General features: G+C 71.4%; 15 protein-coding genes and 1 pseudogene. 5 read left to right on the top strand and 11 right to left on the bottom strand.

The genetic code is table 11. The features are described from left to right. The first annotated feature begins 508 nt into the window (after positions 1 to 508). A complete protein-coding gene (locus QSK45_RS06660) occupies positions 509 to 1,318 on the top strand; it encodes an alpha/beta fold hydrolase (RefSeq protein ID WP_285554193.1) in 810 nt (269 codons plus the stop codon). 84 nt (positions 1,319 to 1,402) lie between these two features. Here QSK45_RS06660 and QSK45_RS06655 read toward each other — a convergent pair. Together QSK45_RS06655 and QSK45_RS06650 are read right to left on the bottom strand one after the other, a co-directional pair. Further along, positions 1,403 to 1,639 (bottom strand): annotated as a pseudogene (locus tag QSK45_RS06655) (ATP-binding protein); the annotation flags it as partial. Positions 1,640 to 1,680: 41 nt separating this feature from the next. Beyond that, positions 1,681 to 1,902, bottom strand: coding sequence for a hypothetical protein (locus QSK45_RS06650; RefSeq protein ID WP_285554191.1), 222 nt, complete (start codon positions 1,900 to 1,902; stop codon positions 1,681 to 1,683). A gap of 133 nt (positions 1,903 to 2,035) precedes the next feature. Here QSK45_RS06650 and QSK45_RS06645 point away from each other — a divergent pair, with 133 nt between their 5' ends. Further along, positions 2,036 to 2,899, top strand: a complete 864-nt coding sequence (locus QSK45_RS06645) for a helix-turn-helix domain-containing protein (RefSeq protein ID WP_285554189.1) — start codon at positions 2,036 to 2,038, stop codon at positions 2,897 to 2,899. Beyond that, positions 2,871 to 3,074 (top strand): DUF397 domain-containing protein, encoded by a 204-nt coding sequence (locus QSK45_RS06640; RefSeq protein ID WP_285554188.1) that lies wholly within the window; start codon positions 2,871 to 2,873, stop codon positions 3,072 to 3,074. The genes QSK45_RS06645 and QSK45_RS06640 overlap by 29 nt, the downstream gene beginning before the upstream one ends. Positions 3,075 to 3,076: 2 nt before the next feature. Here the strand turns inward: QSK45_RS06640 and QSK45_RS06635 are convergent, their stop codons facing one another. The 5 genes from QSK45_RS06635 to QSK45_RS06615 form a co-directional block, all read right to left on the bottom strand. Continuing rightward, entirely contained in the window at positions 3,077 to 3,664 is a 588-nt protein-coding gene (locus QSK45_RS06635) for a TetR/AcrR family transcriptional regulator (protein ID WP_285554187.1), read from the bottom strand. Between the two features lie 28 nt (positions 3,665 to 3,692). Beyond that, positions 3,693 to 4,409, bottom strand: a complete 717-nt coding sequence (locus QSK45_RS06630; RefSeq protein WP_285554186.1) for an ABC transporter ATP-binding protein — start codon at positions 4,407 to 4,409, stop codon at positions 3,693 to 3,695. After that, positions 4,406 to 5,527: an ABC transporter permease gene (locus QSK45_RS06625; protein WP_285554184.1), complete on the bottom strand. Its 1,122-nt coding sequence runs from the start codon at positions 5,525 to 5,527 to the stop codon at positions 4,406 to 4,408. Before QSK45_RS06625 ends, QSK45_RS06630 begins: the two co-directional genes overlap by 4 nt. Before the next feature lie 16 nt (positions 5,528 to 5,543). Further along, positions 5,544 to 5,825 carry an antibiotic biosynthesis monooxygenase family protein gene (locus QSK45_RS06620; protein WP_285554183.1) on the bottom strand — a complete coding sequence of 94 codons (282 nt, stop codon included), beginning with the start codon at positions 5,823 to 5,825 and terminating at the stop codon, positions 5,544 to 5,546. Positions 5,826 to 5,996: 171 nt separating this feature from the next. Then, on the bottom strand, positions 5,997 to 6,917 hold the full coding sequence (locus tag QSK45_RS06615) for a DMT family transporter (protein WP_285554182.1): 921 nt from the start codon (positions 6,915 to 6,917) through the stop codon (positions 5,997 to 5,999). Between the two features lie 81 nt (positions 6,918 to 6,998). Here QSK45_RS06615 and QSK45_RS06610 point away from each other — a divergent pair, with 81 nt between their 5' ends. After that, the gene (locus tag QSK45_RS06610) at positions 6,999 to 7,913 is read left to right on the top strand and encodes a LysR family transcriptional regulator (RefSeq protein WP_285554180.1); all 915 of its coding nucleotides are present in this window, start codon (positions 6,999 to 7,001) and stop codon (positions 7,911 to 7,913) included. Between the two features lie 50 nt (positions 7,914 to 7,963). On the opposite strand, the gene QSK45_RS06605 is transcribed toward QSK45_RS06610, so the two are convergent. The 4 genes from QSK45_RS06605 to QSK45_RS06590 all read right to left on the bottom strand — a co-directional run bounded on the left by QSK45_RS06605 (position 7,964) and on the right by QSK45_RS06590 (position 13,831). Continuing rightward, on the bottom strand, positions 7,964 to 9,772 hold the full coding sequence (locus tag QSK45_RS06605; RefSeq protein ID WP_285554179.1) for an alkaline phosphatase family protein: 1,809 nt from the start codon (positions 9,770 to 9,772) through the stop codon (positions 7,964 to 7,966). 538 nt (positions 9,773 to 10,310) lie between these two features. Beyond that, positions 10,311 to 12,251 (bottom strand): S53 family peptidase, encoded by a 1,941-nt coding sequence (locus tag QSK45_RS06600; protein ID WP_285554177.1) that lies wholly within the window; start codon positions 12,249 to 12,251, stop codon positions 10,311 to 10,313. A gap of 237 nt (positions 12,252 to 12,488) precedes the next feature. Further along, positions 12,489 to 13,130, bottom strand: coding sequence for a DUF305 domain-containing protein (locus tag QSK45_RS06595; protein WP_285554175.1), 642 nt, complete (start codon positions 13,128 to 13,130; stop codon positions 12,489 to 12,491). Beyond that, on the bottom strand, positions 13,127 to 13,831 hold the full coding sequence (locus QSK45_RS06590) for a thioredoxin-like domain-containing protein (RefSeq protein WP_285554173.1): 705 nt from the start codon (positions 13,829 to 13,831) through the stop codon (positions 13,127 to 13,129). Before QSK45_RS06590 ends, QSK45_RS06595 begins: the two co-directional genes overlap by 4 nt. Before the next feature lie 145 nt (positions 13,832 to 13,976). On the opposite strand from QSK45_RS06590, the gene QSK45_RS06585 reads away from it, so the two are divergent. Then, entirely contained in the window at positions 13,977 to 14,438 is a 462-nt protein-coding gene (locus QSK45_RS06585; protein ID WP_285554171.1) for an RrF2 family transcriptional regulator, read from the top strand. The last annotated feature ends 37 nt before the right edge of the window (positions 14,439 to 14,475 follow it).

Here is a 14,475-nt window from a genome sequence, read left to right as displayed (position 1 = left end):
GCGTCGGGGCGGGAACCGGGGCACCCGCCGGGAGGCGGGTACCGGTCAGGACGGCCGTGACCCTCGCGGCCGCGACCTCGGCGGCCGACGCGAGAGGCCGTCCCGCGCCCCGGTCGGCCAGGAGCCGTACAGCTCGGTCATCTCGGTGATCCTGCCGTCGCCGCCCACGGCCACGCCGAAGTAGTTCCGGCCGCAGCAGTCGCTGCGTGCTCCTTCGCGTTCGCCTGGCAGAAGGCGCCCTCGTCGGGGTCGCCGCGCTGCGAAGCGCCCCGACCCGGGCCGGCACTACGTAGGCATGATCATGATGACTCGGTGGCAGACTCCCGGTGTTCCGGGGGCGGTCGGGGGCCCTGGAGGGCAGGAACCCGACGGGGAGCGACGACCGCGTCGTGGTCGACCGGGCCGACGACGACCCGCGGCCGCACGTTCCGGCAGGACCGGCCCGACCGCTTCGAGCAGACACTCCGCGCGGCCCCGCGGACCCTCCCACCACCGAAGGGGAAACGCCATGCCGATCGTCGACGTCCCGGTCACCGCCGGTGTCAGCAAGGCCAGTTACACCGTCGTCGGTCAGGGGCCCGGCCTCGTGCTGGTGCACGGCACCGGAGCGACCGCCCAGAGCGGCTGGGCCCCGGTCATCGAGGCGTTGAGCGACAGCTACACGATCGTGGCCCCCGACCTCCCCGGCTCGGGCGGCACGCGGGACCCCGGCGGCCCGCTCGTCCTGGAGGACCTGGTCGCCCATGTCGTGGCCACCGCCCGGGACGCCGGACTCGACAGCTTCCACCTGGCCGGGCACTCCCTGGGCGCGGTGGTCGCCACGGCCACGGCCGCCCTGCACCCCGCACGGGTCGACTCCCTCACCGCGCACGGCGGCTGGTCACGGGCCGACGCCCGGATGGTGTTCCAGTTCCGGCTGTGGCAGCGGCTGGCGCTCACCGACCCCGCCGCGCTGGCGAGGCTGCTGCTCCTGACCGCCATGGGCAAGAACACCCTGCGCGGCTGGGACGAGGCCGCCTTCGAGCAGACGGCGGCCGGCTTCGCCGAACAGCTCGGGTCCTCCCGGGACGGTTTCGCGCGCCAGGCCCAGGCCGACGCGGCCTTCGACCTCACCGAGCTGCTGCCGCGCGTCACGGCCCCGACACTGATCATCTCCAGCGCCGACGACCGCGTCGTCCCCCCGCACCACCAGCACGAGATGGCCGACCGCATCCCCCGCGCCCGCCTCGTCCGCGTGCCCGGCGGCCACGCCCTCCCCGCCGAGAACCCTTCCCTCCTCACCGCCAGGCTCGGCGAACACCTCGCCGACGTCGGCTGACCCCCGCACCCGGACCAGCTCGCACCAGACCGTCTTGCCCCCCGGCCCCCGCTCCGTCCCCCACCGCTCCGCCAGCGCCGAGACGAGAACGAGTCCCCGTCCGGACTCCTCCGTCTCCGTCGCCGGCCGTGGCGCGGGCGTTCCGCGCGGGTCGGGATCGGCCACCTCGACGCGGGTACGACCGGAATCCGGCGAGCCGACGACCCTGACGCGCACGGGGGTTCCCTCCCCGACGTGCTCGATGACGTTCGTCAGCAGCTCCGTCGCGCACAGGCGGACGTCGTGGTCGTACCCGCGGAGCCGGCGCCGCAGTTCCGGCACGGCCTTCGGCGTCGCCCGCACGCGCAGTTCGACGGCCCGCGTCACTCGCCCGCCGCCTTCCTCAGCACGGCGGCGAGCGCCCGTGCCGTGGCCATGTTGCAGTTCCCCAGCGCGACGAGCCCCGTCGACTCCCCGTACCTCGCCGCGAAGCTCGGCAGGTGGACGGTGAGGGAGGGCAGCTTGACGCCGTGCAGGGCGAGGGCGGCGCGCAGTTCCTCCACGCAGAGGGTGACGTCGTAGGCCGTGGGGGAGTGATCCGACATGGGGTGGTCTGCCTTCTGTGCGTTGTGTGACGAACGCCTCACAGAGTGTCGCCCGGATCGCTACCGTGGAAGACGTTTCGCGTCCACGGCGCGAACAGCGGAATCCGGCACGGTGAGTTACGGCGGTGAGCGCGTGGCACGGCGCAAGGACATCGACGGCTCGATGAGCGTCCCGACCTTCTACGGCAAGGAGCTGCGGTGGAAGCGGGAGGCGGCGGGGCTGTCGTTGGAGACGTTTCTTCAGGGCAGCTTCTACGGCAAGTCGTACCTCAGCGACATCGAGCACGGTGAGCGGAGGATGCCGCTGGACTTGGCTCGGCATGCGGATCGCGTCCTGAAGACCGACGGCTTCTTCGAGCGGCGTTGCGAGGATGTGCAGAAGGCCAAGAGGTCTGGGCACGCTGCGTACTTCGAGAAGGTCCTGGAGGCGGAGAAGCACGCCCTGACCATCGAGGAGTGGTGCCCCATGCTCTTCCCCGGGCTGCTGCAAACTCCGGCGTACGCGCGGGCCGTCATTCTGGCGGGGCTCCCGCTGTCGCTCGATGCCGAGGTAGAGGAGAAGGTCAGCGGCCGAATGGCGCGAGCTGAGCTTTTCGAGGCGGACCATGGCAAACCCGAGTACTGGGTGATCCTGCATGAGAGGCTGATCACCGATCCACTCCTTGGCGACCAGGACATGGCCGTGCAGCTTGCTCGCGTTGTGGAGCTTGCGGAGCGACGGCGGATCACTCCGCAAATCGTTCCGCGGAAGCGGGGGGCGTACCCCCTCATGGCGGCCTCCACCATGAGTATGACCTTCGCGGAGGCCCCACCGCTCATCTACATGGAGGCGTCCTTCAGCGGAGGCACCGTCGATGATCCTGCCCTCGTGATGCAGTACCGCAAGGCATACGATCGCCTCAGGGCCGTCGCATTGGCACCAGACACGTCCCTCGCCATGATCAGGGCTGCGACAGAGGATTACCGAAATGGCAAGCAACCGGACCGACTTGAGTGACGCTCTCTGGTTCAAGAGCAGCTACAGCAACGAGAGCGGCGGCAACTGCGTCGAGATCGCCGACAACATCCCCGGCCTCGTCCCCGTCCGTGACTCCAAGCGCCCGGACGGTCCCGCCCTCCTCCTCACTGCCACCGCCTGGGTCCCCTTCGTCGCCTCGCTCAAGGCGGAGTAGGGCTACGGCCGGGGTTCCGCCCCAAGGCCCTGGTGGATCAGGCTCAGGGTGCGGTCGGCGACGTGGTCGGGGTCGGCGCCGTTCTCGACGGCGGTCATCGCCGCCTGGAGGAGGCCGCCGAAGAGCTGCGTGGTCAGATACGGGTCCGCGGGGCTGAGTTCGGTGACGGCCGCGAGGAGGGGCGCGTAGTGGACGCGGTGCAGCTCGTGGACGTGGTCACGGCACTCGCCGGGAAGGTCCGCGCGCATCAGGGCGGCGGCGGGGCGGTGCATGCCCTCCGCGGCGAGGCGGAGTTCGGTGCGCACGAAGGCGTCGATGCCGGCACGGGGCTCGGTCACCGTCTCCAGCGCCTGGGACATCGCGTCGTTGGCGGCGGTGAACGCCTCCTCCACGATGGTCGCGAGCAGGGACGCGCTGGAGGGGAAGTACTGGTAGAAGCTGGAGCGGGCCAGTCCCGCGCGCGCGGTGACCGCCGCCGGGGTGACGGCGGTGGCGCCCTGCTCGGCGAGGACGTCGACGGCCGCCCGGACCAGCGCCGCTCGCTGCTGGGCGCGGTGCTCAGGAACGGTGGCGGCGCTGATCTTCGGCATGGTGCGGGCGGGCCTTTCGACGTGGCGGTCAGACGAGCCGGCCGTCCCTGAGCGTCAGGACGCGGTCGGCTGCGTCCAGTATCTCCGTGTCGTGGGTGACCATGACCGTCGCCGTGTTGTTCGCACGGGTCTGCTCGGCCAGGAGGTCCGCGACGTCGCGGGCGCGGGCCCGGTCGAGCGCGGAGGTGGGCTCGTCGACCAGGAGCACCTCCGGGGCCAGGACCAGCGCGCGGGCCAGGCCGACGCGCTGGCGTTCCCCGCCCGACAGCTGGTGGGGGCGCCGGTCGGCGCGATGGGTCATGCCGACCGCCTCCAGCAGCTCGGTGGCGCGCGTGCGGGCGGCGGCGTCGAGCCGCCCGGCGATATGCGCGGGCAGGAGGAGCTGTTCGAGGGCGGTCAGGGAGGCGAAGAGGTTGGCGTGCTGGAAGACGTAGCCGATGTGCCGGCGCCGGTGGGCGGTGCGCCGGCGTTCGGTGAGGGCGGTCAGGTCGGTGCCGGCGACATGGACGGTGCCCTCGGTCGGGGTCTGGAGACCGCCCGCGACGGCCAGCAGGCTCGACTTGCCCGATCCGGAGGGGCCGGTGACCGCGAGGAACTCTCCCGGCGAGACGGCCAGGGTGACCTGGTCGAGGGCGGTGACCCGCTGCTCGTCGGAGCCCAGGCTCAGCGTGACGTCCGTCAGCCGCAGCGCGGGCGGGACGGCCGTGCCGTCGGCGGGGGCGGGGGCGGGGGTGGGACTGGTCATCGGTTGGCTCCCAGGGCGGTGAGGGCCTGCACCTTGGTGATGCGGCGGACCGCGACGGCGGCGCCGGCCAGGCCGAGGACGATCAGCAGCACCCCCGCCATGGTGACCTGGCCCGTCTGGAGCGAGAACGGCGCGGAGCCGTTCATGGCCCCGCCGAGGGCCAGGCCGACGGCGGTGCCGGCGGCGGTGGCGGCGAGCAGGATGGCGGTGACCTGGGTGAGGGCGTCGCGCAGGATGTAGCCGGTGCTCGCGCCCATCGCCTTCAGCAGCGCGATCTCCTGGCGGCGCTGGATGGTCCACACCGTGAAGAAGGCGCCGACGACCAGGGCGGAGATGGCGTAGAGGAAACCGCGGATCAAGGTCATGGTGCTGGACTCCGCGACGTAGCCGGGCGAGGCGGCGAAGGCGCCCGCCCGGTCTACGGTCTTCGTGCCCAGCCGCTTGTCGATCGCGGCCGTGTCGGCCGAGGGGGCCAGCTGGAGGGCCACGGCGGTGGCCTGTTCGGCCGCCGCGGCGGGGACCTGGCCGGGAAGGCCGTAGTGCAGCTTCTGCCACAGCGGCAGCGGCGCGTAGACGGCGCCGACGTGGCCGAAGGAGGCGTGGCCGATGGTGCCGACGACGGTCAGCGGGGTGTCGGCCTGGCCGACGGTGAGGCGGTCGCCGATCCCGACCCCTTCCTTGGCGATCTCCTCACTGATGAGGACGCCGTCGGCGGGTGCCTCGGACAGCGGCTTGCCCTTCAGCGGGGACGGGGCGAGGAAGCCCTTGGGCTCCACCCCGAAGACCGCCAGGTCCAGCTGCTTGGCCTTGGGGCCGGTCAGCTGTGCGTGGACGAGCTGCTGGCCCAGCGGCTCGGCCTTGCGCACGCCGGGCTGCGCGGCCCACTGCCGCCAGGTGCTCCGCGTGACGGTGGAGCGGGAGAACAGCTCACCGGAGGCGGACTTGTCGAAAGCCAGGTGCGTCACCGGCAGCGCGCGCAGCGAGGAGACGCCGGCGTCCGCGAGGCCGGTGGCGAGGCCGGACAGGATGACGCCGAGGACCGCGATCATGGCGACCACGGCACCGATGAGGGCGAAACGACCGCGGGCGAACCGCAGGTCGCGTAGGGCGAGGAACACGTCTGTACCCGTCCGCTCAGGCGCCGACGGCGACGACGGTCTCGAAGGACTCGACCTCACTGGCCATGTCCGGGGAGGAGGACTGGTGCGCCGCGCGGAAGGACGGCGACCGCATCCAGGCGGTGAACGCGTCCCGGGAGACGAAGTCCATCACCGCCACGTACGCGCCGCCCTCGCTCTGCGGGCGCAGCAGGCGGGCCCCCAGGAGGCCGTCCACACCGGCCAGGTGCTCGCGCATGCTCGCCGTGAACTGCTCCTCGAACGCCTCGGCGGGCGCCGGGACCGAAATCCGGTTCATCACCGTAAACATCTGTCGATCACTCCACGGGTAGGAGGAAGCGCCGACATGCTTTGCCGACACTCGTGTCAGGATCATAGGGCATCTTCCCGACGCGAGTGTCAGCATGTTGGTGGTGGGGTCCCCGGTCTCCTTCCCGCCGTCGCCCTCCGGGGCCGTCCGGCGCCACGCTCAGGCCGTGGCGGCGAGCGAAGGCTCTTCCGCGGTCTTCGCCGTGACGGTGCGGTGGGCGCGCTCGATGGTCTGACCCCAGTAGGTGCCCGCCACCATGAGCACGGCGCCCAGGGTGGCCCAGAGGGTGAACCGTTCGCCGCCGAGGCCGATCCCGACGGCGACGGCCCAGATCGGCTCGGTCCCCAGGAGAAGGCTGGCCCGGCTGGCGGAGGTGCCCTGGACCGCCCAGGTCTGGGCGATGAAGGCGAACACGCTGCAGAACAGGGCGAGGTAGACCAGCTGGGCCCAGGTGACGGCACCGCTGTGGGCCAGGTCGGTCAGGTGCGGGGCGGCGGCCGGCAGGAACAGCGCCGAGCCGACGGCGGTCTGGACGGTCGTCAGGCGCATCGGGTGCATGCGGCGACCTGCCGTGAGGCGCCCGACGAGCGCGACGTGACCGGCCCGGACGACGGCGGCGGCCAGCATCAGCGCGTCCCCGAGCCGTGGCGTGTGCAGCCCGGTGCCGGCGGTGAGCAGCCCGACGGCGATCACGCAGAGACCGGCGGCGAGGAAGAACGACGGGGGCAGCCGGCGGCTGCCGACGCGGTCGAGCAGCGGCGTCAGCACGATGGTGAGGCTGATGATCAGCCCGGCGTTCGCGGCACTGGTGTGCGCGACGCCATAGGTCTCCAGCACGAGCACGGCCGCCTGGGTGACGCCCAGCAGCGACCCGACGCGGACCTCGGCCCGGGTCCAGGAGCGGCCCCGGCGGCGGGCGGCGACCAGGGCCCCGCAGGCGAGCGCGGAGATCGCGTACCGCGCGAACAGCACCACGGTCACCGGGAGCGCGGCGGTGGCCGTCTTGGCCGCGAGATAGCTGGAACCCCAGACCAGCGCGACCAGCAGAAGTACCGCATCGGTACGGCGGGCAACGTTCATGCCCCCCACGCTGCACCACCAGGTCATTGAAGGCCACAACCAACTTCTACAATGAAGGTGTAGCAGCTCTACACTGGAGGGGTGGACGAACGGCAGCTGCGGATCCTGCGTGAACTCGGAGACCTGGGCAGCGTCAGCGCCGTCGCCGAGGCCCTGCACGTGACGCCGTCCGCGATCTCGCAGCAACTCCGGCTGCTCCAGCGCTCGATCCCGGTCCCGCTCACCGAGCGCGCAGGCCGCCGGGTGGTGCTGACCGACGCCGGGCACGCCCTGGCCGCGGCGGCCGTCGAGGTGGAGTCCGCCATGGCGCGGGCCCGGCACGCCGTCACCGACTTCGCCGAACGACCCGGCGGCGTCGTGTCGGTGGCCGCGTTCCACAGTGCCGCCTCGGCGTTCTTCCCGCCCCTGCTGCGCGGCCTCGCCGCCCCGCAACACCCCAGGCCGGCGCTCGCCGACGAAGACGTCGCCCAGGACCGCTTCCCCGCCCTCACCCGCGACTACGACCTGGTGCTCGCCCACCGCCTCGACCACGCTCCGCCGTGGCCGCGCACCGTGACCTCGGCCACACTGCTGCGCGAGCCCCTCGACGTGGCCCTGCCGGCCGGCCACCCGCTGGCCGCCAAGCCGTTGCTCTCCCCCCGGGACGTGGCGGACCAGCCGTGGATCACGGTGCACGACGGCTTCCCGCTGATGGCCACCATCGAGGCCCTCGCCGCCTTCGCCGACCGCCGGCTCGACATCGTCCACCGGATCAACGAGTTCACGGTGGTCGCCGAGGTCGTGGCCGCCGGCGGCGGCCTCGCCCTGATGCCCCGCTGGACCACCCGTGCGCACCCCGGCGTCGTCCTCAGGCCCTTGAGCGGAGTGCACGCCCGACGCCACATCGACGTGCTCCACCGGCCCGAGCGCACCGCCCGGAAGGCCGTCCGGACGGTGCTCGCCGAGTTGCACGGCATCGCCGCGCGGATCCAGGGCCGGGACACCTCGGCGACGTGACGCGTCACGGGGCGGACCGGACGTCCGTGCGGCGGATGCGCGCGAAGGAGTCAGCCGACGGTCAGGCGGAAGGGTCCGGCCAGCACGCCGTAGCCGTCGTCGGCCAGGTAGTAGACGTCGTAGCCGCCCGCACCGTTCAGCTTGCCGGTGGAGAAGGTGGCCGCGCCGCTCTGGTTCGGGGCGTAGGCCCAGGTGAGCGAGGACCGCGCACCCGGCTTCACCCCCGCGGGGTAGATCCCGATCCAGTTCTTCGCGCTGACCTGCGCCGTGGACGGCAGCGCGTAGCGGAAGGTCACGTTGCCGCCGTTGCTCACCGCCTTGAGGTCACCGGTCAGCGTCGGGGAGGTCGCCGTGGCGGGCGCGAACGCGTCGTTCAGCGGGGTCGCGTAGGTGTCGTTCGCGGTCAGGCCCGGCAGGCCGAGGGTGTCCTCGATCGTGCGGGCGATGCCGTAGTGGTCGTAGTGGCCGGGACTGGTGGTGCCGGCCGGCACGGTGCCCTGCGAGCCGACCGCGATGGTGGCGACGTGGTCGTAGCCCTCGCTCGCGCTCTCGTCCCAGGTGAGCAGGATCAGCGAGCGCTGCTGGGTCCAGGCGGGGGAGGACATGATCGGCGCGAGCGTCTGCTGTAGCCAGCCGTCCTGCGTCTTCAGGCTGGTGGCGTTGCCGTTGCCGGAGGACTCGCCGTCGTAGTAGTCGTCCGCGGCGATCCAGGAGAAGTCCGGTGTGGTCGCGGCCGACTTCAGGTCGGTGGTCAGCTGCGAGGTGTCGAACAGGTGCGCCGCGCAGCGGGCCGCGTCGCCGCTGATGTCGGTGTAGTTGATGAACGGTGCGTCGTCGGGCTCGTAGTAGCTGTCGGCGCCGCCCTTGGTGGCGTTGCAGGGGGTGCCCATGCCCTGCTCGTAGGCCTTCCAGGTCTTGCCGGCGGCCTCGATGGTGTCACCGAGGTTGCGCTCGGGGGAGTTGATGTTCGGCCAGTAGGTGGCGCCCCGGGCGTAGGTGTCGCCGCCCGCGATGGCCAGGTAGTTCTCGTCGCTCGGGTGGTAGACCGCGTGGGCGTCCGTCATCGTCGCGCCCTTGGCCATCAGGCTGTGGATGAACGGCGTGTCCGCCGGGTCGTTCATGATCTGGGAGTAGTCCGTGTTCTCCATCATCACGGTGAACACGTGGTCGTAGCCCGGCACCTTCGAGACCGGCGGAGCCGGCGGCGCCGGAGCGGCGACCGGCGTGTCCAGGGTCAGCGACAGGTTGTCCAGGTAGCCGGTCTCGTTGGAGGTGTCCAGGAACTGCACCTCGACCTGGATGCGCCGGGTGCCGACCGGCACCGAGCCGGTGGCGCTGCGCGCGAGGAACTCGGTCAGCAGGCCGCGGTCGCCGGCGGAGACCGTCGGCAGCTTGGCGGTCGCGCCGACGGGGTTCCCGTTCGCGTCCTGGAAGTGCAGGCTCGCGGCGACGTAGCCGCCGTAGACGGTCCAGCCGCCGAGCCAGCCGGACAGGTCGTAGTGCACACCGCCGCCGTCGATCGCGGAGGCCGCGGAGGAGACGTCGACGGTCTGACTCATCGAGCCGTCCCCGAAGTTGCCCGGCGCGAAGAATGCCTTGCCGGGCGTGCCGCCGTCGCTCGGATGACCGAAGGACGCGACCGACTGGCACATCACGTCGATGCCGCCGGACTGGACGGTCCAGCCGGGCACCGTGGTGGCCGCGCTCCAGTCGTCGGTGCAGAAGCCGCCGGCCTCCGCGTCGCCGTTGACGATCAGGTTTCCACTGCTCACCGCCGCCTGCGCGGGGGCCGGGGTGGCGACGATCAGGGTGCCGAGCAGGGCGAGCGTCCCGCCCAGGGCGCTCCGGCGCATACGCATGGTGTACCTCGTCCCGTCATGAGGGTGGCGCCCATGAGATGTCATGGACGGGACATAAGTACAGGCTGCTGCTGTCGACGGGAAGAATGAAGGTCAAACTTGACCAGACAAGTTCGCCGAATCTGAGCAGTCTTGATCAGACAAGTCGCAGTCGGGCGGCCCCGCGAGCGCCGGAGCGGCGGCAGCGACGGCACGGCCGACCGCCGCCGGGTTCCGCTGCCTGGGCGGCGGGCCCGTGAGCGTGGACTGACGGACCGTCAATCAACCTCCGTGCCCACCGACTTCTGCCGGAGCGCCGCCCGGTCGCGACGGGAGCCGGAGGCACGTGCCCATGGCGCGGTCCGTCAGGACGGGTGCCCGATACGACGCCGAGCCCCACCGCGGAAGTCGACCGACCCGCCTGCGAGGGCGACGACGTGGGCAGCCGCTGAGACCGCGCGAATCGCCGGCCCGGCCGACGGCGACACGAAAGGGGCGCGGGTTCCGGACGGAACCCGCGCCCCCTTGCGCCCAGCTCGGTTCAGCTAGGCGGCACCGTTCAGTGCTTCGCGTACGACACGACGTAGCCGGCGGCCGGGGAGCCGACGCCCGTCACGTCGTCGTAGCCCTCGGTCGCGGACAGCGAGCTGTCCTTGCCCAGGCTGCGGACGGAGTAGCGCAGACCGGCGGTGTCGTCCAGGCCGTTGGCGTAGTCGACGCGGACGACGCCCAGGCCCTGGCCCGTGGGGTTGTCCGTGACGTCGTGGAAGACGCCCTTCTTGCCGTACTTGGCGTAGATCGCCGGGTTGGCGAAACCGATCGCCTTGCCGCCGCGCGCCTCCTGGGCGAGGGCCTGGACCGCCGCGATGGTCGGCGCGGCCAGCGAGGTGCCGCCGATGCGGTACTCGCTGTACTGCTGCGACCCGTCGGGGAAGGTCTGGGTCTGGCCCACCAGGAAGCCGGTGTTCGGGTCGGCGATGGCCGCGATGTCCGGGACGACGCGGTTGCCGGAGGCGTTGTTCGCCTTGGCGAGCGAGTCCGGGACGACGCCCTTCTGGTAGTACGGCTCGGCGACCGTGCTGCTGGTGCCGCCGCCCGCGCCCGAGGTGAAGGCGCCGGGGAAGTTGACCCAGCTCTTGCCGTCGGCCGACAGGGTCGCCTTCTCGGTGCCCCAGCCGGTCTCCCACAGGTACTTGTCGCCCTTGCCGACCGCGAGGGAGGTGCCGCCGACGGCGGTCACCCAGGCGGAGTTGGCCGGGGTGTCGACCTGCTTGGTGCCGGTGTTCGCGACCTCGTCGCCGTTGTCACCGGAGGAGAAGTAGAAGCCGATGCCCTGCACCGCGCCCAGCTGGAAGACCTGGTCGTAGGCGGCCGCGAGGTCCGGCGTCTGGTTGGCCTCGATGTCGCCCCACGAGTTGGAGACGATGTCGGCCAGGTGGTTGTCGACCACCTTGCTCAGCGAGTCGAGCAGGTCGTCGTCGTAGCAGGACGCCGCACCGACGTAGGTGACGTCGGCGTCCGGCGCGACCGCGTGCACGGCCTCGACGTCGAGGGTCTCCTCGCCGTACCAGCCGGCGGCGCCGCACTCGGCGGTCTTGGTGTAGTTCTTCGGCAGCACCTGGTGGAGCTGACCGGTCTTCCACGCCTTGTCGCCGTTCTTCAGCGCGTACGTGCCGGCGTCGTAGGCGATGGTCGGCGAGGCGTAGGCGTCGGTGATGGCGACGCGGACGCCCTTGCCGGTGTAGTCGCCGGCGCCGTAGGCCGCGCGCAGCTGCTTGCCGGTGTAGCCCTTGACGGCGTACGGGGCCTTCTGGCCGTAGACGTCCGGCATCGTGGTGGCGATGTTGGAGCCGTAGTACGACGAGAACGGACCGGCGTTCTTGAACACGGCGTCCGGGGGCGGCAGCTGGTCGTCGTGGTTCGCCTTGTGCGGGGCGCTGTCCAGACCGGTGACGGTCAGCACGGTGCCCTTGAGGCCGGCCGGGACGGAGGCCGCCCGCGCCGGGGCGCGGTAGGTCTTCGAACCCTTGGCGAAGTTGTGCAGCTGGGTGCCGAACGCCCTCTCCGCGGAGGCCACGTCACCGGAGACGGCGACGTAGTGCGGGGTGACCGCGGTGACCTTCAGGCCGGCCGACGTCAGCCACGCCTTGACGGCGGCAACCTGGGCCTTGGTGGCACCGAAGCGGGCCTGGGCCTGCTTGGCGCTGAGGTACTTGCCGTACAGGGGCGAGCTGGGGTCGGCCACGGCCTTCGCGTAGGCCGCGAGGCTCGCCGCGTTCCGGCCGGCCAGGTAGACCCGGGCCTTGACCTGGGCGCGGTTGTCGGTGGCGCCCTTGTCCGCCTTGGCCGTGGCCCACAGCGGCTTGGTGCCCATCAGAGCGTTACGGGCGGGGCTGTCCGCGGCATGGGCCGCCGGTATGCCCAGCGCCAGCGCGCCGGCGATCATGGGCAGCGCGGCTGCCATGCTCACGGCGCGCGTCTTGGCGCGGTTGGATCTCATAGAACCCCCTGCGATGCGATGCGCATGCACGTAGTAGGTAGGTGCATCGCGGATCGTGCGCCGGCCCGCGGCGGTGGTGACGGCCGGCGAATGGATCACACGATGGGGGCAACTCTGACCGATGAACCGTTCATGCCAGGTAAACGGATTGGTCAAGAGAAGCTCAAGTAACCGTCTACTAGGGGGGTTTGGGCGTTTTTTCCTTACAGCTGTATTACGAAGCGACTTGTTCCCTGGTCAGGAAAGCGGTCCGGCTCCGCGCTCCTTGAGCATTCCGGCCATCACCTGGAGTTCCGACTGCTGGGCGTCGACCATGCCCTGGGCCAGCCGTTTCTCCACGCCGACCGTGCACTTGGCCACGCAGCCCTCCGCCATGTGGATGCCGCCCTTGTGATGGTTCGTCATCAGCTGGAGGTAGAAGATCTCGGCCTGCTTCCCGTTCAGCGTCCCGAGCTTCCTCATCTGCGTGTCGGTGGCCATGCCGGGCATCAGCGAGCCGTCCTTGGCCGTGACCATGCCGCCCATGCCCATCCAGGTCATCGGCGGGTCCGCCGACACCTTCGGCAGCTCCCACAGATCCAGCCAACCCAGCAGCATCCCGCGCTGGTTGGCCTGCGTCTGCGCGATGTCGTAGGCGAGCCGCCGTACGTCCTCGTTCTTCGTGCGGTCGCGGACGATGTACGACATCTCGACGGCCTGCTGGTGGTGCACGGCCATGTCCCGCGCGAAGCCCGCGTCCGCCGAGTCGGCGCTCGGCGTGCTCGGCGCCGCCTTGCCGTCACCGGAGCCGGAGTCGGCGACCGCGTACGTGACGGCGCCGGCCGCGACGAGCGCCGCCGCCGCGGCCCCCGCCGCCCAGCCGATGGCGCGCGGGCTCACTTCATCACTCCACCGGTGCAGGACGCGCCCGGCTCGGGCGTCTGCGGGCCCTGCACGAAGTCCGCGAAGAACTTGTTCACTTCGGGGTCGGTCGCGCTCTTGACGGTCACCTGGCGGCCCCAGGCCGACAGCATCAGCGGCGCGGCCTGGTTCTCGTACGGGCTCATCAGCGAGTACGGCGTCTTCTTCACCTTCGCCGCGAGCGCCTCGACATCGGCCTTGGCCGCCTTGGCGGTGTACGTCACCCACACCGCGCCGTGCTCCAGCGAGTGCACCGCGTTCTCGTCGTGCAACTGCTGGTTGTAGACGTCGCCGTTGCAGTCGGCCCAGACCGGGTTGTGGTTGCCGCCGACCGGCGGGTGCATCGGGTACGTCACCCTGGTCGTCACGTGCGTCCGCGACAGCGTGCCGCTCCAGGTGCGCACGCCGTCCTTCCCGGTGGTGAAGTGCCCCGAGTCTCCGGAGCTCTTGTCGGTGGCGTCGCCGGGGTGCTTGCCGTTGTCGCCGCTCGCCGTCGTGTCCTTCTTGTCGGACCGGGAGTCCACGAGGACGACACCGCCCACGACGAGCCCGGCGACGACCACCACGGACGCGGCGACGACGAGCGCCCGGTTCCGGCGCTCGCGCGAACGCTCGGCGCGCCGCATCTCCTCGATGCGCGCCTTGCGCGCCGCGCTGTTGCTGTTGTTGGCGGAACCCATGAGGCGATGTCCTTCTGGGGGGAGAGGGGCGGACAGAGGGGTGGGGCCCGCTGATCGTAATGGCGGAGTGGGGCAGTGCCGTAGAGTGAGCACGGCAAAAGAGTTGAATTTGCACCCGGGATGCGTATTATTTACGCTCGCTTCCATGCGGCTGCTGCGTTCCACCGACCTCGCCCTGCGCATTCTGATGCGCCTCGCCGTATCCACCGACGACACGCCCGCGACCCGCAAGGTCGCGGCGGACATGGACGTGCCCTACACGCATGCCGCGAAGGTCGTCGCAGAACTCCAGCACCTCGGCCTGGTCGACGCCCGCCGCGGTCGCGGCGGCGGCCTGGCGCTCACCGAACGCGGCCGCACGGCGTCCGTCGGCGCGGTCGTCCGCACCTTCGAGGGCGACGACGAGGTCGTGGAGTGCGAGGGTGCCACCCCCTGCCCCCTGCGCTCGGACTGCCGCCTGCGCGGCGCCCTGCGCCGGGCCCAGGAGGCCTTCTACGCGACCCTGGACCCGATCACCCTGGACCAGATCGTCACGGACCCCACCGGACCGGTCCTGCTGGGGATCTCCCTGCGCCCGCCCGGCGCCGCGGAGACCCCCCTGTCCTGAACCGCGCGGAGACCCCCTGTCCTGAACCACGCGGAGG

Source organism: Streptomyces hygroscopicus subsp. hygroscopicus (assembly GCF_030269125.1).
Taxonomy (GTDB): Bacteria; Actinomycetota; Actinomycetes; order Streptomycetales; family Streptomycetaceae; genus Streptomyces; species Streptomyces hygroscopicus_C.
The sequence above is the reverse complement of the archived record's forward strand: the minus strand, read 5'-3'. Positions and strand labels throughout refer to the sequence as shown.